Below are 17,816 nucleotides of genomic sequence, written 5' to 3'. Positions count from 1 at the left end.
ACACACCATGCAAGGCGCAGACAAGGGCACGACACCCCACCTCGACGGCAGCGACCTCCGGGTGGCGATTGTCCAGGCCCGCTTCAACGCCGCCATCACCGACGCGCTCGCCGAGCACTGCGTCAACGAGCTGGTGCTGCTGGGCGTGGAGCGCAAGCACATCCGCCACGTCGGCGTGCCCGGTGCGCTCGAAGTCGCGGTTGCGCTGCAGGCGCTGGCCGAATCGGACGACCACGACGCGCTGATCGCCCTGGGCTGCATCATCCGCGGCGAAACCTACCACTTCGAGCTGGTCGCCAACGAGAGCGGCGCGGCCGTGACCCGCGTGTCGCTGGACCACGGCGTGCCGATCGCCAACGCCATCCTCACGGTCGAGAACGAAGCCCAGGCTTGGGCACGCACCGAAGAAAAAGGCCGCGACGCAGCCCGTGTCGCCGTCGAAATGGCCAATTTGCTGGAAGAGCTGACTTGAACCCGACCCCCAAACCCCGCACGGACACGCCCAGCACGACCGGATCAGGCCCCGCTGCACGCCCCAAATCGGCCCGCCGGCGCTCCCGTGAACTGGCGCTGCAGGGGCTGTACGAGTGGCAGATCAGCCGCGCCGAGATCAGCGTCGTGCGGTCGCACATGCGCGAGCAGGACGAGTTCAGCAAGTGCGACAGCGCCATGTTCGATGCCCTGCTGCAAGGCTGCATCGAGCAGGCACCCGCGCTCGACAGCCTGCTGGTGCCCCACCTGGACCGCCCGATCGCCGAGCTGTCGCCCATCGAGCACGGTGTGCTGATGATCGGCCTGTACGAGCTGCAGCACTGCGTGGACGTGCCCTACCGCGTCGCCATCAACGAGGCGGTCGAGCTGGCCAAGTCCTTCGGCGGCACCGATGGCCACAAGTACGTCAACGGCGTGCTGGACAAGGCCGCCGTGGATCTGCGCCCCACCGAAGTGGCCGCACAACGCCAGGCCCGCGCGGCCTCCCGCTCCGCATGAACCTGCCGCCACAGCCAACGCCCGATCCGCTGCGGCTGGCGCAGCGCGTGGCGGGCATCGAGCCGTTCTGGGTGATGGAGTGCGCCAAGGCCGCCGACGCCATCGCCCGCACCCCGGCGTGCGACCCCGCGCAGGGTGGCGAGCGGATGGTCTACCTCAACATCGGCGAGCCGGACGAGACCGCGCCGCCCGCGGTGGTCGCCGCCGCGCAGCAGTGCCTGGACGCCGGCCGCACGCAGTACACCCCGGCCGTCGGTCTGCCCGCACTGCGCCAAGCCCTGTCGGACTGGTACGCCAGCCGCTGGGGTGTCGCGGTGGCCCCGGAGCGCATCGTGGTCACGGCTGGCGCGTCGGCGGCGCTGCAACTGCTGTGTACCGCGCTGGTCGAGCCGGGGGACGAGTTCCTGATGCCGGACCCGTGCTACCCCTGCAACCGCCACTTCGTCACCGCGGCAGGCGGCACGGCCCGGCTGATCCCGACCACCGCGGCGCAGCGGTTCCAGCTCGACGCCGCCTCGGTCGCCGCCGCCTGGGGTCCGAACACCCGCGGCGTGATGCTCGCCTCGCCGTCCAACCCGACCGGCACGTCCGTCCCCGCCGACACCCTGGCGGAGATCGTCGCCGCGGTGCGTGCCCGCGGCGGCATCACCATCGTGGACGAGATCTACCTTGGCCTGAGCTTCGGCGGCGACGCCCGCACTGCGCTGGCGCTGGGGGACGACGTGCTGGTGGTCAACAGCTTCTCCAAGTACTTCGGCATGACCGGCTGGCGACTGGGCTGGCTGGTGCTGCCCGAGGCCCTGGTGGCACCGGTCGAGAAACTGGCGCAGAACCTCTACATCTGCGCCTCCGCCATCGCGCAGCAGGCGGCGCTGGCCTGCTTCACCCCCGAGACGCTGGCCGTCTGCGAAGCGCGCCGGGCGTCGATGCAGGCCCGCCGGGATTTCATCGTGCCCGCGCTGAACGCCCTGGGGCTGGCGGTGCCGGTGCAGCCGGACGGCGCCTTCTACGTCTGGTTCGACGTGACCGCCCACGCGCCCGACAGTTGGCAGTTCTGCTTCGACATGATGGAGCGCGCCCACATCGCCCTCACGCCCGGCCGCGATTTCGGCCACGCCGAGACGGGCCGCTACGCCCGGCTGTCCTTCGCCAGCGCGGTGGACGATCTGCACGAAGCCGTGCGGCGCCTGCAGCGCGTGCTCGGGCGCTGACGGCCTGCGGGCCTGCCCAGCGTTCCCGCCCATGACCCGCCTGATGTCCCCGCCGACCCGCACGCCCCACGACACCGGATCCCTCGGCCTGTGGCTGCCGACCCGTCCTGGCGACCTGATCGACTTGCCCGATGCACCGGACGGGCCTGATGCACCCGACAGCCTGCCGTTCGAGCTGCAGATCGACGAGGCCCTGCACGCGGCGCCCCGCCGGCGCACCGTACACGCGGACGAATCCACCCAACTGCTGCACACCGCGGCGCCGCCGGCCCTGCACAGGCCGGGTGACGCCACCGCCATGGTGGCCGAGGCGGGCAGTGGCGAGATGGGGCGCTACGTGCTGGAGCGCCCGCTGGGTGCGGGCGGACTCGGCACGGTCTGGGCGGCCTACGACACCGTGCTGGCGCGGCGCGTGGCGGTGAAGACCTTGCCGCTGGCCGTGCCGGAACACGAACGCGCGCGCCTGACCGAGCGCGTGCTCGACGAGGCCCGCGCCGCCGCCCGCCTCAGCCACGCCCACATCGTCACGGTCCACGACGCCGGGGTCAGCCCGGACGGCGCCTACATCGCCATGGAGCTGCTGCGCGGCAAGGACTTGTCGCAGATGCTGCGCTCGGGCTGGCGACCGACGCCGGAGCAGGCCGCGCTGATCGTGCGCCGGGTGGCGGACGCGCTCAGCTACGCGCATGGCAAGGGCGTGGTCCACCGCGACATCAAGCCGGCCAACATCTTCATGGTCGGGCGCACGCGGCCGGTGGTGCTCGATTTCGGCATCGCGCAGTTGCTGCACCAGACCGAGGCCATCGGCGGGCCGGCGCTCGGTTCGCCCTTCTACGCCGCGCCCGAGCAGTTCGAGGGCCGCGAGTGCGATGCGCGCACCGACGTGTACTCGCTGGGCGTCGTCCTCTACGAGCTGCTCACCGGCCAGCGGCCCTATGGCGGCACCTCGCTGGCGGAGATCCGCGCCGCCGTGCGGGCCGCCCGCCCACGGCCGCCGCGCGAGCACCAGCCCGACGTGCCCGCTGCGCTCGCTGCCATCGCGCTGCAGGCCATCAGCATCGACCCGGAACAGCGCCAGCGCACCGCCGGCACGGTCGCACGCGCGCTGCGCGCCTGGCTGGCCACGCAGACACCCGCGGCACCCGGCGCCGCATCCATCACCACCGCCACGGCCACCGCTCCTGGCCCGGTGCTGCTGACGACCGCTCCCGATGCGCCAGACACCGTGCGTCCTGCCGAGCCATCCGGACCCTACGAGGAGGCCCCGCTGGCCCAGGAGCGGCCGAGCTGGGTGCTCAGCGCGCTGCTGGCGGGCGTGCTGGTGCTGTTGCTGCTGGTCGTGGCCATGCTGTGGCTGAACTGAGACCCGAGCACCGGAGACACGACACCGACATGGCCGACACGCTGTTCCACTGGCCCCTGCGCATCTACTGGGAAGACACGGATGCCGGCGGCGTCGTGTTCTACGCCAACTACCTGAAGTTCTTCGAGCGCGCCCGCACCGAGTGGCTGCGCAGCTTCGGCGTGTCGCAGGAAGCCCTGCGCCGCGACGACGGGTTGCAGTTCGTCGTCAGCGACACGGCAGTGCGCTACCTGCGCCCGGCGCGTCTGGACGATGAAGTCACGGTCACCGTGCGGCTGGCCGAGTCGGGCAAGGCCAGCCTCGTGCTCGACCAGCAGGCGCTGCGGGGCACGGACGTGCTCGCCGAAGGCCGCATCCGCATCGGCTGCGTGGACGCGCACACGCTGCGCCCGCGCCGCATTCCCCCCCACCTCCTCGACACGATCGGAACCGCATGAACCAGGACCTCAACATCCTGCAACTGATCCTCCACGCCAGCGTGGTGGTGCAACTCGTGATGGCCATCCTGCTGGCCGTGTCGCTGGCGAGCTGGGCGGTGATCTTCGGCAAGATCGTCGGCCTGAAGAAGGTCCGTCAGGGCAACGACCAGTTCGAGCGCGACTTCTGGTCCGGCCGCCACGTCAACGACCTCTACCAGCAAAGCGAACGCAACGCCCAGCACGCCGCCCCGATGGAGCGCATCTTCACGGCAGGGATGCGCGAGTTCCTCAAGCTGCGCGAACGCCGGGTGAGCGACGCGGGCGCGCTGCTCGACGGCGCACGCCGGGCGATGCGGGCGAGCTGCCAGCGCGAGCTGGATGTCGTCGAGTCGCACCTGTCCTTCCTCGCCACCGTCGGCTCGGTGTCGCCGTATGTGGGCCTGTTCGGCACGGTCTGGGGGATCATGCACGCCTTCACCGGGCTGGCGAACCTGCAGCAGGTGTCGCTGTCCACCGTCGCACCGGGCATCGCCGAGGCGCTGGTGGCCACCGCGATCGGCCTGTTCTCCGCCATCCCCGCCGTGATCGCCTACAACCGCTTCGCCCGCGACATCGACCGCATCGCCATGCAGCAGGACAACTTCATGGAAGAGTTCTCCAACATCCTGGCCCGCAACGCGAACCAGAACCAGACACCCTCGGCCGGGGCTGCAGCACAAGCGCCCGCGCCTGTGCCCGGTGCGGCGACGGGGCGGTTCTGACATGCCCGCCGTCAGCCACCGCGGCGCCAGCCGCCGCCGCACCATCAACGAGATCAACATGGTGCCGTTCATCGACGTGATGCTGGTGCTGCTGATCATCTTCATGGTGAGCGCGCCGCTGATGACGCCGGGCGTGATCGACCTGCCCACCGTCGGCAAGGCCCAGCGCCAGCCGGACCGCATCGTCGAGGTGCAGTTGGACGCGGGCGAGCTGCTGCGCATCAAGGTCAACGGCAAGGCCGACAGCGGCAACCCGGACGCCGAAGGCGAGCGCATCGCCTTGCCGCAGCTCGCCAAGCGCATCCAGGCGCTGCAGGGCGATGCGGCCAGTGCGGCGCAGACGCCGGTGGTCATTTCCGCCGACAAGGGCGTGAAATACGAGGCGGTGGTCAAGGTCATGGACACGCTGCAGAAGGCTGGCGTGGCGCGGGTCGGGCTGGCGGTTCGCACGACAGGCTCCTGAGCGGCGATGACGATGGCCCGCCCGACGCCCTCACCCGCCCCACCGCCGCACGACCCCGTGCGCAACCCGCCCTCGGCGGACAGCCTGCGCCTGGGCACCACGGTGGCACTGATCGCACACGCCGGGCTGATCGCCGCGCTGGCGTTTGGCGTGGCGTGGAAGCGCCAGGAAATCGCCACGGTCAGCGCCGAGCTGTGGTCGGCCGTGCCGCAGCAGGCAGCCCCCGTCCCCAGGGCGCCCGCCACCCCGACGCCACCACTGCCACCACCACCGCCGCCCGCGCCAGTGGTCAAAGTCCCCACGCCACCGGCCCCGACACCCAAGGTGATCGAGCCACCCCCGGCACCACGGGACGCCGACATTGCCCGCGAGAAGGCGGACAAGCGCCGCCGTGACACCGAGGAAGCCAACAGACAGGCGGAAAAGCAGGCCAAGCTCGACAAGGCGGAGAAGGCAGAGAAAGCGGAGCGGGCAGAACAAGCCGCCAAGGACAAAGCCGATCAGAAAGCCGCCGAGCGCAAGGCAGCGGAAAAAGCCGAGGCCAAGGCCGCAGAGAAAGCCGCCGCCACCGAGAAGGCCAAGGAAGCCGCCCAGCAGGAGAAGACCGCCAAGGCCCGCGAAGACAACCTCAAGCGCCTGCAAAAGCAGCTCGGTGACGGCGGTGACGCTGGCGCGACCACACCCGCCCGACCTGCCACACCGCCCGGCGGCACGGGCACCGCCGCCCAGTCCTCCGGCCAGTCCGCCGGCTACGCGGGTCGCCTGCGTGCCTACCTTCTGCCCAAGCTGTTCTACCCGGACCGCACCGTCAGCGTCGCCCGACCCACCATCGTGCGGGTCCGGGTGGCACCCGACGGGACGATCCTTTCGCGCGAACTGGTCCAGTCCAGCGGTCAGGCCGACTGGGACCAGGCGGTGCTCAACGCGATCGACAAAGCCGGCATCCTGCCCCGTGACACCGACAACCGGGTGCCATCAGAGATCGACATCCCCTGGAAACCATGACGGCTGACGACATGACCACTGCACCCATCCTGGTGGTTCACAACGCCTGCGCCTCCCGCTTCGAGACCACGGTGGACGGGCTGCTCTGCGTGGCCGCCTACCGGCACAGCCCTGGGGTGGTGGACTTCCACCACACGGGAGTGCCGCAGGCACTGGAGGGGCGGGGCATCGCGGCGGCGCTGGTGCGCGAGGCGCTGGGGTGGGCCGCGGAGGAAGGACTGGCGGTGCGTCCCTCGTGTTCGTATGTGCGCGTCTTCATTCGCCGGCATCCCGAGCTGGCGGTGCGGCAAGCCGGCTGAGGTTCAGGCGCGCAGGTCGATCACCTTGACCCGCACCGCCCGCTCCCTGTCCCCCCGCCGCACCGTCAGCTCCACCGTCGCGTCGATCCCCGCCCGCTCCAGCTCGCCGACGAAGGTGGACAGCGTCTGCACCGGCTTGCCGTTGACGCCGACGATGACATCCCCGAGGTCGCCGGTCTGCGGGTTGTAGGGCACCAGTCCGGCCGACGCGGCCGGTGTTCCCCGCCCCACTGCGCCCAGCACCACGCCCGTGATCCCCGCCCGCGCCACCTGGTCCGGCGAGATCGGCGTCACCCCGATCCCCGGCAGCGGCGCGTGGCCCCGGTTGATGAGCGACGGCACCACCCGGTTCACCAGATCCACCGGAATCGCGAACCCGATGCCCGACGAGCTGCCGCTGGCCGAGCGGATCGCCGAGTTCACGCCGATCAGCCGCCCCGCGCTGTCCAGCAGCGGCCCGCCCGAGTTGCCCGGATTGATGGCCGCATCCGTCTGGATCACGCCCGCGACTTCACGGAAATTCGCCGTCGGCAATTCGCGGTCGAGCGCGCTGACGAGGCCCTTGGTCAGCGTGCGCTGCAGGCCGAAGGGATTGCCGATCGCGTAGACCGTCTGCCCGATGCGCAGGTCGCGCGACGTGCCCACCGGCACCGGGCGCAGGTTCTTCGGCACCACCTTCAGGCGCAGCACGGCGAGGTCGTACTCGGCTGCACCGCCGATCGGCTCGGCCTCGATCGGCTTGCCGGCGTCGAGCCGCACGAAGACCTTGCGGGCATCCTTGACGACGTGGAAGTTGGTGACGATGTGGCCGGCGCTGTCCCAGACGAAGCCCGATCCCGCCCCCTGGCTGACCTCGGCGCCCCCGAAACTGCCGCGCTGCACCGTCTCGGTGGTGATGTAGGCGACCGACGGCGCGGACTGCTCGAACAGGTTCACCACCGCCTGCTCGTCCGCCAGCAGCGCGCCCCGCGTGGCCACCGGGCGCGGTGCCGACACCTCCTCCCGGCCACACGCCGTCAGCGGGCAGGCCAGCGTCAGCGCCAGCAACAGCCCCCGTTCCAGCGCCTTCCTCCGGCCAAGGCTCGGGTTCATGTCGGACGGATTGTTTGCATGGGTCGTCATGGTGCGTCCAGTGATGGGCCATTCCCTTGCATTCTGTCACCACCCCAAGGAAGTATCCTCAGCCCATGTCCAAACCTGTCCGGGCCTCGGCGCCCCACTCCCTCTGATGCGCGGCGGCATCGTGCAGGCGTCGCTCGCCTACGTGATCTGGGGACTGTTCCCGCTGTATTTCCGGCTGCTGCACGGCGTCGTCGCGCTCGAAGTGCTGGCGCACCGGGTCGTGTGGTCGCTGGTGTTCCTGCTGGGCGTGCTGACCGTGCGGCGGCAGTGGGCGTGGCTCGGGCCGGCGCTGCGCAACCGCCGCGTGCTCGGGCTGTTCCTGGCGTCGTCGGTGCTGATCGCCACCAACTGGTACGTCTACATCTGGGCGATCGGCCACGGCCGCGTGGTGGACGCGAGCCTGGGCTACTTCATCACGCCACTGGTCAACGTGCTGACCGGCGCGCTGGTGCTGAAGGAGCGGCTGCGGCCGGTGCAGTGGCTGGCGGTGGCGACGGCGGCACTCGGCGTGGCATGGCTGACCTGGGCGCAGGGCACGCCGCCGTGGATCGCGCTGGTGCTGGCCGCGAGTTTTTCCACCTACGGCCTGCTGCGCAAGACGGCCACGCTGGGCGCCCTCGAAGGGCTGACACTGGAAACGCTGCTGCTCGGGCCGGTCGCGCTGGCGGGACTCGGCTGGGCGATCACGCAAGGACAGGCGACCTTCCCCGGTGCGACACTCGACCTGCAGGGCCTGCTGCTGCTCACCGGGCCGCTGACCGCCGTGCCGCTGCTGCTGTTCGCGGGTGGAGCGCGGCGCATCCCGCTGAGCCTGCTGGGCATGCTGCAGTACATCGGGCCGACGATCCAGCTCGCGCTGGGCGTGTGGCTGTTCCACGAACCCTTTGCCGGTGCGCGGGCACAGGGATTTGCCATCATCTGGGCCGCTTGCGCCTTGTTCAGCGCCGAACTCTGGTGGCGCAGCCGAAGGACACCATGACCACCCTGTCCAGACCCAAACCCCTGACCCGCCACACCAGCGCCGCGCTGCTGCGGGTGCGCTCCGCCCTGATCTCGCTGAAGGAGATGCTCATCACGGGCGGGCCGGTGCTGCTGCTGGCGGTCGGGCTGGTGTGGATGGCCTACGTGATGCTCGACCCGAACCCGCCGCGGCGCATGGTCCTGGCCACCGGCACCGCGCAAGGGGCCTACGCCGCCTTCGGACAGCGTTACCAGCAGGCGCTCGACAAGCACGGCATCGAGGTGGTGCTCCGGCCAACGCAAGGTTCGCTGGAAAACCTGCAGTTGCTCAAGAGCGGCGAGGTGGACGCGGCCTTCGTGCAAGGCGGCTCCGACGAGGTGCAGCTCAGCGACGAAGCCCCGGACGACAAGCTGCTGAGCCTGGGCAGCCTGTTCCGCGAGCCGGTCTGGGTGTTCTACCGCGACGACACCGCCAAGGCCAAACTCGGCCGCGAGACGCTCGACAGCCTGTCGCAGATGGCCGGCTGGCGGCTCAACGTCGGGCAGGACGGCAGCGGCGTGACCAACCTGATGCGCCGGCTGCTGGACGCCAACGGACTCGACACCGCCTCGATGCCGCTGACCCGGCTGGCCACGACGCCTGCGGTCGTCGCGCTGCTGGCGGGCGAGATCGACGCGATGGCGATGGTCTCGGCGCCGGAGTCGCCGATGGTGCGGATGCTGCTGATCACGCCGGGCGTGCGGCTGCTGGATTTTGCGCAGGCGGAAGCCTATGCCCGGCGCGTGCCGCAGGTGACGCCGGTCGGGCTGCCGCGGGGCGTGGTCGATCTGGCGAAGGATCTGCCGGCGCAGGACGTGCGGCTGGTGGCGGCGACGGCGATGCTGGTGGTGCGCGATGACACGCATCCCGCCCTCCAGCAGTTGCTGGTGCAGGCCGCCCGCAAGATCCACGGCGAGCCGAACTGGTTCCAGGCGAAGGGCGAGTTCCCCAAGGGCCTGGGCGGCGACTACCCGCTGGCGCCCGAGGCCCATCGGTTCTACACCAGCGGCGAGCCGGTGCTGCAGCGCCATGTGAGCTTCTGGATGGCGAATCTGGTGGACCGGATGTGGGTGGTGCTGGTGTCGATCATCGCGGTGCTGATCCCGCTGTCCCGGGTGGTGCCGCCGCTCTACAACTTCCGCATCCGCTCGCGCATCTTCCGCTGGTACGGCAGCCTGCGCGAAATCGAGCAGCACATCACCGATCGCACCCGCAGCCGCACCCTGCTCACCAGCGACCTGGACCGCATCGAGGAGCTGGTCGAGCGCCTGCCGGTACCGCTGTCGTATGCGGACGAGCTGTACTCGCTGCGCAGCCACATCACGCTGGTGCGCCAGCGGCTCGACGGGATGCCCGGCACGCCGGATGCGCCCGTGACCTCTCCGACCTGAACCCACACCGCCATGACGCACGCCCCGATCGCCCCCCTCTCACCGATCCCCGAACGCCTCGCCCTGCTGCGCGAGCGCCTGCGCCACCACGGACTGGCCGCCGTGCTGGTGCCGTCCGCCGATCCGCACCTGTCCGAGTACCTGCCCGAACGCTGGCAGGGCCGCGTGCGCTTTTCGGGCTTCACCGGCTCGATGGGCACGCTGGTGGTCACGCCGACCCGCGCCGCCGTCTTTGCCGACAGCCGCTACTGGACGCAGGCCGAGGCCGAACTCGCCGGCACCACGGTCGAGCTGGTGAAGATCCCGACCGGCGCCGCGACGCACCACCTCGACTGGCTCGCCCAGACGCTGGCGGCGGGCGAGGTGCTGGCGGTGGATGCGGCCGTGCTGGGGCTGGCCGCGGCCAAGCAGTTGGGCGAGGCGATGGCGGCCCGCGGCACCGTGCTGCGCACCGACCTGGACGTGCTCGACGAAGCGTGGCCGGATCGCTCGGGGCTGCCGACCGCGGCGGTCTACGAACACCGTGCGCCGCACGCCGCCGTGTCCCGCGCCGACAAGCTCGCCGCCGTGCATGCCGCCATGCTGCGGGTCGGCGCCACGCACCACCTCGTCTCCACCGTGGACGACGTGGCGTGGCTCACCAACCTGCGCGGCGCGGACGTGGACTACAACCCGGTCTTCCTCGCCCACGTCCTGATCGACACCACCGCCACGACACCGCAAGCCACGCTCTTCGTCGGTGCCGGCAAGATCGACGCGGACCTCCAGGCCCGGCTGGCAGCGGACGGTGTCGCACTGGGCGACTACGCCGACGCGGCCCCGGCGCTCGCCCGGTTGCCGGCGGGTGCCACGCTGCTGGTCGATCCGAAGCGCATCACGCTGGGCTTGCGGCAGGCCGTGCCGGCGGGCGTGCGCGTGGTCGAGGCGATCAACCCGAGCACCTTGGCCAAGAGCCGCAAGACCGCCGCCGAGGCCACCTTCGTGCGCGAGGCGATGGAAGCGGATGGTGCAGCGATGTGCGCGTTCTATGCGTGGTTCGAAGCGGCACTCGGCCATGAAGCCATCAGCGAGCTGACCATCGACGAACGCCTGAGCGCAGAGCGGGCGCGCCAGCCGGGCTTCGTCTCGCTGAGCTTCCCGACCATCGCCGGCTTCAACGCCAACGGCGCAATGCCGCATTACCGGGCGACGCCTGAATCGTTCGCCTGGATCTCGACGCCGGACGGGCTGGTGGCGGAGGGACTGCTGCTGATCGACTCCGGCGCGCAGTACCTGGGCGGCACCACCGACATCACCCGCGTCTGGCCGATCGGCACCCCGAGCACGGCGCAGAAGGCCGACTACACCCGCGTCCTCAAGGGCACGATCAACTTGTCACGCGCCCGCTTCCCCGCCGGCACACTGTCGCCGCACCTCGACACGCTGGCCCGCGTCCCGCTGTGGGAGGCCGGTCTGGATTTCGGCCACGGCACCGGGCACGGCGTGGGCTACTTCCTGAACGTGCATGAGGGGCCGCAGAGCATCTCGCGGGCGGTCCCGGACGCCTCGATGGCGATGTGGCCGGGCATGATCACCTCGATCGAGCCGGGGCTGTACCGCGACGGCCGCTGGGGCATCCGCATCGAGAACCTGGGGCTGACTGTCTCGGTCGGCGAACCCGACGAGTTTGGCGAGTATTTGGCGTTCGAGACCCTGACGCTGTGCCCGATCGACACGCGCTGCCTCGACTTCGGCCTGCTGCGCGAGGATGAGCGGCAGTGGCTCAACCAGTACCACACCGAGGTCTGCCGCCGTCTGGCGCCGCGGCTGTCGGGTGCGGCGCTGGACTGGCTGGTGGCCCGCACTGCACCCGTCTGAGCGGGCTCGGCGGTTCAGCAGGACCGGGCCAGCCGGTCAGTAGGTCGTCGAATCACCACCGCTGCCGTCGCCACGGTCGTCCGTGCGGCGGCGCAGGCGGGCGGCTTGGCGGTTCTCGTCCAGCGTGCCCCAGTCGGCGGACGGGAACGGCGGTGTTGGCGAGGGCTGCTCCCCCTTGGCGCGCTGGCGGGCGCTGGCGATGGCATGGTGGGCGTTCCAGGCGGCTTCCTGGGTCTGCTGGAGCATCTGGAAGGCGCTGACCACCTTCTGCAGCCGCTCGGCCTGCAGGCGCAGAGCTTCGGCGGTGGAGGCGCTCTCGGCGGCCATCGTGGCGTTGCTGGCGGTCAGGCGGTCCAGCAGAGCCACGTCCTGCTCGGGCAGCGACGCCTGCGGGCTGCCACCGAGCTGCGGGTGCTGGCGGCGTTGCTCCAGACAGTCGGTCATGCGCTGCACCGAGATGACGATCGCGTCCATCGTCAGGTCCGCGTCGCGGGCGAGCTGGCCACCGAACTCGACCTTCTCCGCCGACGCGTGGACCAGCGTCTTGATCTCCTTGGCCGCATTCGCCGCGCGCACCGCCAGCGCCCGCACCTCGCCGGCCACCGTCGCAAAGCCCTTGCCCTTCTCGCCGGCCTGGGCCGCTTCCACCGCCGCGTGCAGCGCCAGCAGGTTGGTCTGGAAGGCAATGTTGTCGATCTTGCCGATGATCTCGAAAATCTCGCGGCTGGAGGCGCGGATGTCGTCCATGTTGGCCACGACCTGCGACACCACTTCACCACCCCGCTGCGCCGCCGTCACGGCCACGCCGAGCATCTCCTGCGCGGTGCGGACAGAAACCTGCAGCGGCTGATCGCCATCGACCAGCGCCACCGCCCCTGCCGTGTCCGCCCAGCCATCGACCGGTGCCGCGGGGGCGTTGGCCATCGCCTCGATCGAGACCGGTACCGCGTCGCGGGAGGCGGTCTGCAAGCGGCGGCGGATGTCGGTCATCGCCCGAAGGAGGTGCCCGAATTCGTCTTGCTGGTGCGTGTCGATCAGGTCGTGGTCCTCGCCATCGGCGAGCCGTTCGGCCATGTCCACCGCCCGGTCCAGCGGGTGCGTGACGCTGTCCACCAGTGTCCATGCCACCACCGAACCGCCCAGCAGCGCCAGCGCCCCGAGCGAGCCGAGCAGCAGGGTCCACTGCTGTTGATCGGATTGCAGCCGCGTGAGCTGGGCCACAGACACGTTGCCCAGTTGCAGCAGTTGCAACTGGTTGTCCTGGAGCGCGTAGACGCCAAACAGCGTCAGCACCAGCATCAGGGCGATCAGGGCGCCGAAGCCGAGCCCCAGGCGGGTCGCCACGGTCAGCTCGGCAAGCAGGCGGCGGGTGTGGTGGAAGGAAAGCATCGGGGACGGGCTCCGGTCTGGTCGATGCCCCGATTCTGTTCAAGGTCTACGTTTTGCGAAATACATCACGTCTCGTCACACTCACACCGAACTGCAAGAGCTTGCATGGTGTGCCTGCGAGCGAGGGAGTCAGATCCCGCAATCTGCCCCTGAACGCGCCCTGTGGCGCCGGATAGTGCAAAAGTGAACCTGCATCTGGAGGTCGCAGGGGCCTGCAATCCAAGGTCGCAAGCCCCGCGTGGCGACCTCGGATCGCTTCACTGTTCACACATTCGGTCGAACCACCTTGGCCTGCAGGGCTTCGCGCAGCATCTGGATGCTGTCCTGTAGGTGCGAAGCCGTCTCTGCCGACCAATCGGAACGATAACGTACCGAGCGCAGCCGCGCCAGCAGACGCTCCGCTCTCTGGCGCAGGAGCGTGCGCAATTCCACGCGACCGAGCTGCGCGGGCTGCATCAGCCCGGCGATCAGGCGTGTCGTGTGCTCCCGCTGCAACGCCCGGCGCAGGGCGGGAATGTCAGCACGGCCCGGCGCCAGATCGGCCCAGACCTCGGCGTCGATGCGCCGGTTCAGCTCGGCCAGCGTGAGGCTCTGCGCCGGATCGCTGACCTTGGTGGCCCCGTCGAGCAGGCGCAAGGCCACGCCTTCGCTCATGAGCTGCGCCAGCACGCCGCGCTGCAGGTCGGAGAGCTGGATCTGTGGCGTGAAGTCGGTGGCGACCGCCGCACTGCCGCCGAACAGCGCATCGGCTCGGTCCAGGTAATCGGGTCCGAGTCGGCGCTGCAGGCCGGGCGAGACGCTCAGGCTGTCGGGTGACAGCACCTCGGCGGCCAGCGTGTCGAGTGCCGCGCGCTGCTGTGCGGCGGACACGGGAGTCAGCGGATCGCGGCCGGTGCCGGGGGCGTCGCGCAGCGTGCGCAGGCCGCCGATCTGGCGCAGCAGCGTGCCGCTGACGCGGGCCACGTCGCGCAGCGCGTAGTTGACGCCGCGGCGCAGCGTCGCGTAGTCGGCCTCGGCGGCGGGCCGGGCTTCCAGCCGGCGCAGCAGGTCGCGGGCGATGGCGATGCGCTTGCGGGCGAAGGCCACCGGATCGCTGCCGAGGTCGCCCTGCAGCGATTCCGGGTCGAGGCCGAACAGGTTGTCCTCGTCGGTGCCGTAGGCGAGTTCCGGCTCGCTGCTGCGGTTGGCGATGCGCGCCAGCTCGGCGGTTTCCTGCTCGGCGGGCAGCGGGCGGTAGGCGTACTCGATCGCCCACAGGTCATACGGGCCGAGCGTGGTCAGGAACGGCGCCACCGCTGGCTGGCCGCGCCCCGGCAGGTTGACCGCCGAGTAGTCCATCACCGAGCCGGACAGGGCGTGGGTGCGGGTGAACTCGGGGTCGGACAACTGCGCCTCGCTGTAGACGTGCGAGGCGCGGAAGTTGTGGCGCAGGCCGAGCGTGTGGCCGACCTCGTGCATCGTCACATCCTTGAGGTAAGCGGTAACGAATGCCTGGGCCTCGGGACCGGCCGGGTCGGCGCCATCACGCAGCGCCAGCACGTCCAGCGCGTAGCTCAACTGCTCGCCGGCCAGGTCCGCGTGCTGGCAGAGGTCGGTCAGGCTGAACGGCTTGGCGAACGCCGCCGTCGCCGGCCGCTCGCGCTGCGCATCCCGCGCCTGCATCAGCGCCAGCCAGTCGTCCACGCCGGGGTGCGCCAGGATCTGCGACTGCAGCGTGCGGATGGCCCGCGAACTCAGGCTCTCGATGGCGATGTCGGCGTCCAGGATCTCGCCGCTGCGGGGATCGACATGCACCGGGCCGACCGCGCCGAACATCGCGCTCGCGTTGGTCATCCAGCGGATCGAGGCGATGCCGGTGTCGAGCGTGTCGAAGCCCGCGTCGTCGGGTTGCACCTTGACGGCGATGGCGTCCTTGAAACCGAGCGGCTCGAACGCCTTGTTCCACTCCAGGATGCCGGCCGTGATCGGCGCCCGGTAGCGTTCGGGCACGCTGCGGTCGATCCAGTAGGTGATCGGCTTGACCGGCTCGGACAACGTGGCGGCCGGGTCTTTCTTCTCCAGGCGCCAGCGGTGGATGTGGCGCAGGCGCGGGCTGCGGGCGATGTCGTCGCTGTAGTCATCGACGGTGGTGAGGAAATGGCCGATGCGGGCGTCGGCGGCGCGGGGCGGCATCGGCTTGTCGGGCAGGCGCGACAGCGAGTAGTGCAGTTGCACGAACAGGCTGCGGGCATCGGGCAGCGTCTGCGGCACGCTCGGGCTGACGGGCATGCCGGGCTGGCCTTCGCTGAGCGAGGCGGTGGCGAAATGGCTCTGCACCTGCACGACCAGTAAGTCCGGCTGGGCGCGCACCGAGGTGATGGCGGAGTTGCGTGGGTCGAGTCCGTAGCCCTGGCGGTAGGTGCGCTGCAGTTGGGCGCCGATGCCGAGCAGGTCGCCCATGAACAGCGCGTTGGCATCGATAAGCACCGTCTTGCGATCGGGGTGCGGCTGGCTGGCGACGGGGGTGCTGGCGAGCAGGCTGGGCGAGAACGCCGCGGCGACGGCGCGGGCCTCGGGCGTGCCGGCCTTGGCGACGTACTGGGCGTTGCGGGCGATGAGCTGGACCTGCCCATGCACGCGGCGGAACTCGACCCACTGCGCCCGCCCGGCCCCTGTGCGCCCGCCCATCAGACCACCGAGCACGCTCCCCTCCCCGATGCCGCCCGCGATCTTCGGCGACAGGAAGAACGGCACGTTGAAATCCTGCTCCGACAACTCCAGCCAGACTTTCTCGTCCTTCTGCCACGCGGTGATCATCCCGCCGAAGCGTTTGGCATCACGGGTCAGCAGCGCGAACGGCGGCAGCGGGTTGACCACGGGGGGCAGCGCGGCGGCGGCGGTCGGGGCGCCGGCTGCCGGCGCTGCACCGGTTGGCGCGCTGGCGGCGCTGGCGGGGCGAACCGCCGACGCAGCCGCTGCAGGGGCCGGCGCGGCGGCGGCCGTCGTCGTCGGGGCGGCAGCCTGGTGGGCGCAGCCAGTCAGCGCGGCCAATGCCGCCGCCAGGGAAATCAGGGAATGCGGCGACATGCAGATCCAGTGCGACAAAGGCGACAGAGGTGAACACGGAAAACCAGAACCCGCAGATTGTGTCCGCGGGCCGAACCTCAGCCGGGCACGCGGTCGAGATCGCCGAGCCAGACCGTGGCTTCTGCATCACTCGGCGCCCGCCAGTCCCCGCGTGGCGACAGCGACCCACCAGAACCCACCTTCGGCCCGTTCGGCACGCACGACCGCTTGAACTGGCTCGTCTTGAAGAAGCGCCACAGGAAGGTGCGCAGGTGGCGCTTCACCTCGGGCAGCGGGTAGGCGTTGTGTGCGCCGATGCCGTCCGGCCAGCGCCCGGTCTGCGCGTCGCCCCAGGTGTGCAGCGCGAGGAAGGCCACCTTCGACGGCGCGAAGCCGAAGCGCAGCGTGTAGTAGAGGTGGAAATCCTGCAGCTCGTAGGGGCCGACGCTGCTCTCCGTGCTCTGCTGCGTCTGGCCGTCCGCGCTGCCGGGCACGAGTTCCGGGCTGATCTCGGTGTCCACCACGTCGATCAGCGCCTGGCTGCACACCGGCCCGAAGCCGCCCTGCGCCGCCACCCAGCGCACGAGGTGCTTGATCAGCGTCTTGGGCACGCTCCCGTTGACGTTGTAGTGCGACATGTGGTCGCCCACGCCGTAGGTACACCAGCCCAGCGCCATCTCGCTCAGGTCGCCCGTGCCCACCACCATCGCGCCGTGGTGGTTGGCGAGGCGGAACAGGTGGCTGGTGCGCTCGCCGGCCTGCACGTTCTCGAAGGTGATGTCGTACTGCGGCTGGCCGTCAGCGAAGGGGTGATTGATGTCGTCGAGCATCTGCTGGCAGCTCGGGCGGATGTCGATCGTCTCGGCCGTGCAGCCGATCGACGCCATCAGCCGCAGCGCCTGGTCCAGCGTGCGCCCGCTCGTGGCGTAACCGGGCATCGTGTAGGCGAGGATGTGGCTGCGCGGCAGGCCGAGCCGGTCCATCGTCTTCGCGCAGACCAGCAGCGCCTGCGTCGAGTCCAGCCCGCCCGACACGCCGATCACCAGCTTCTTCACGCCCGACGACTGCAGCCGCTGCACCAAGGCTTGCACCTGGATCTGGTAGACCTCCTCGCAACGGGCGTCCCGGCTGCGCGGGTCGGATGGCACGTAGGGGAAGCGGTCCACCCAGCGTTTCAAGGGCAGCACGGCATCGTCCGGCCGCTTCAGCGCGAAACGCACGGTGCGGAACGCGGCCACTTCGGCGCGGTGGCGGGCGGCGGTGGCGGCGTAGCTGGTCTGGCGCATGCGCTCGCGGGACAGGCGTTCGAGGTCGATGTCGGCGGTGACGAGCTGGGCGTCGAGCTTGAACCGCTCGGACTCGGCCAGCAGGGAGCCGTTTTCATAGACCAGCGCCTGCCCGTCCCAGGCGAGGTCGGTGGTCGATTCGCCGTGGCCGGACGAGGTGTAGAGGTAGGCGGCGATGCAGCGGGCCGACTGCTGCGCCACCAGGGCGTGGCGGT

General features: G+C 70.5%; 16 protein-coding genes. 12 read left to right on the top strand and 4 right to left on the bottom strand.

The window, feature by feature from the left end; translation table 11 throughout:
- Window positions 1-7 precede the first annotated feature (7 nt).
- From ribH to QZW52_RS01720, 9 genes are read left to right on the top strand one after another with little or no spacing between them, the layout of a single operon-like run.
- Entirely contained in the window at window positions 8-472 is a 465-nt protein-coding gene (ribH, locus tag QZW52_RS01760) for a 6,7-dimethyl-8-ribityllumazine synthase (RefSeq protein ID WP_293994490.1), read from the top strand.
- Entirely contained in the window at window positions 469-990 is a 522-nt protein-coding gene (gene nusB, locus QZW52_RS01755; RefSeq protein WP_293994487.1) for a transcription antitermination factor NusB, read from the top strand. The genes ribH and nusB overlap by 4 nt, the downstream gene beginning before the upstream one ends.
- A gap of 29 nt (window positions 991-1,019) precedes the next feature.
- Window positions 1,020-2,201, top strand: coding sequence for a pyridoxal phosphate-dependent aminotransferase (locus QZW52_RS01750; RefSeq protein WP_434738253.1), 1,182 nt, complete (start codon window positions 1,020-1,022; stop codon window positions 2,199-2,201).
- A 31-nt stretch (window positions 2,202-2,232) separates the two neighbouring features.
- The gene (locus QZW52_RS01745) at window positions 2,233-3,564 is read left to right on the top strand and encodes a serine/threonine-protein kinase (RefSeq protein ID WP_293994481.1); all 1,332 of its coding nucleotides are present in this window, start codon (window positions 2,233-2,235) and stop codon (window positions 3,562-3,564) included.
- A 29-nt stretch (window positions 3,565-3,593) separates the two neighbouring features.
- On the top strand, window positions 3,594-4,001 hold the full coding sequence (gene ybgC / locus QZW52_RS01740; RefSeq protein ID WP_293994476.1) for a tol-pal system-associated acyl-CoA thioesterase: 408 nt from the start codon (window positions 3,594-3,596) through the stop codon (window positions 3,999-4,001).
- Complete coding sequence (tolQ, locus tag QZW52_RS01735) at window positions 3,998-4,744, top strand: protein TolQ (RefSeq protein ID WP_293994473.1); 747 nt, start codon at window positions 3,998-4,000, stop codon at window positions 4,742-4,744. The genes ybgC and tolQ overlap by 4 nt, the downstream gene beginning before the upstream one ends.
- 1 nt (window position 4,745) lies before the next feature.
- Entirely contained in the window at window positions 4,746-5,207 is a 462-nt protein-coding gene (locus tag QZW52_RS01730) for an ExbD/TolR family protein (RefSeq protein WP_293994470.1), read from the top strand.
- A 6-nt stretch (window positions 5,208-5,213) separates the two neighbouring features.
- Window positions 5,214-6,212 carry a cell envelope integrity protein TolA gene (gene tolA / locus QZW52_RS01725; protein ID WP_293994467.1) on the top strand — a complete coding sequence of 333 codons (999 nt, stop codon included), beginning with the start codon at window positions 5,214-5,216 and terminating at the stop codon, window positions 6,210-6,212.
- 11 nt (window positions 6,213-6,223) lie between these two features.
- On the top strand, window positions 6,224-6,511 hold the full coding sequence (locus QZW52_RS01720; protein ID WP_293994465.1) for a GNAT family N-acetyltransferase: 288 nt from the start codon (window positions 6,224-6,226) through the stop codon (window positions 6,509-6,511).
- Window positions 6,512-6,514: 3 nt separating this feature from the next.
- Here QZW52_RS01720 and QZW52_RS01715 read toward each other — a convergent pair whose 3' ends face one another.
- Window positions 6,515-7,603: a S1C family serine protease gene (locus tag QZW52_RS01715; RefSeq protein WP_293994463.1), complete on the bottom strand. Its 1,089-nt coding sequence runs from the start codon at window positions 7,601-7,603 to the stop codon at window positions 6,515-6,517.
- A gap of 136 nt (window positions 7,604-7,739) precedes the next feature.
- Here QZW52_RS01715 and rarD point away from each other — a divergent pair, with 136 nt between their 5' ends.
- Genes rarD through QZW52_RS01700 form a run of 3 tightly spaced genes read left to right on the top strand, consistent with a single transcriptional unit; the run spans window position 7,740 to window position 11,881 of the window.
- A complete protein-coding gene (gene rarD, locus QZW52_RS01710; protein ID WP_293994461.1) occupies window positions 7,740-8,612 on the top strand; it encodes an EamA family transporter RarD in 873 nt (290 codons plus the stop codon).
- The gene (locus tag QZW52_RS01705; RefSeq protein WP_293994459.1) at window positions 8,609-10,024 is read left to right on the top strand and encodes a TAXI family TRAP transporter solute-binding subunit; all 1,416 of its coding nucleotides are present in this window, start codon (window positions 8,609-8,611) and stop codon (window positions 10,022-10,024) included. Before rarD ends, QZW52_RS01705 begins: the two co-directional genes overlap by 4 nt.
- 12 nt (window positions 10,025-10,036) lie before the next feature.
- Complete coding sequence (locus tag QZW52_RS01700) at window positions 10,037-11,881, top strand: aminopeptidase P family protein (RefSeq protein WP_293994457.1); 1,845 nt, start codon at window positions 10,037-10,039, stop codon at window positions 11,879-11,881.
- A 36-nt stretch (window positions 11,882-11,917) separates the two neighbouring features.
- Here QZW52_RS01700 and QZW52_RS01695 read toward each other — a convergent pair whose 3' ends face one another.
- The 3 genes from QZW52_RS01695 to QZW52_RS01685 form a co-directional block, all read right to left on the bottom strand.
- The gene (locus tag QZW52_RS01695) at window positions 11,918-13,270 is read right to left on the bottom strand and encodes a methyl-accepting chemotaxis protein (protein WP_293994455.1); all 1,353 of its coding nucleotides are present in this window, start codon (window positions 13,268-13,270) and stop codon (window positions 11,918-11,920) included.
- A gap of 264 nt (window positions 13,271-13,534) precedes the next feature.
- Entirely contained in the window at window positions 13,535-16,336 is a 2,802-nt protein-coding gene (locus tag QZW52_RS01690; RefSeq protein ID WP_293994453.1) for a zinc-dependent metalloprotease, read from the bottom strand.
- A 77-nt stretch (window positions 16,337-16,413) separates the two neighbouring features.
- A partial coding sequence (locus QZW52_RS01685) for an NAD(+) synthase (protein ID WP_293994451.1) occupies window positions 16,414-17,816 on the bottom strand: 1,403 nt, incomplete at its 5' end.

It is taken from the genome of Sphaerotilus sp. (genome assembly GCF_013299175.1).
In the GTDB taxonomy this organism is placed as follows: Bacteria; Pseudomonadota; Gammaproteobacteria; order Burkholderiales; family Burkholderiaceae_C; genus Sphaerotilus.
This window is presented reverse-complemented; position numbering and strand designations above follow the sequence as displayed.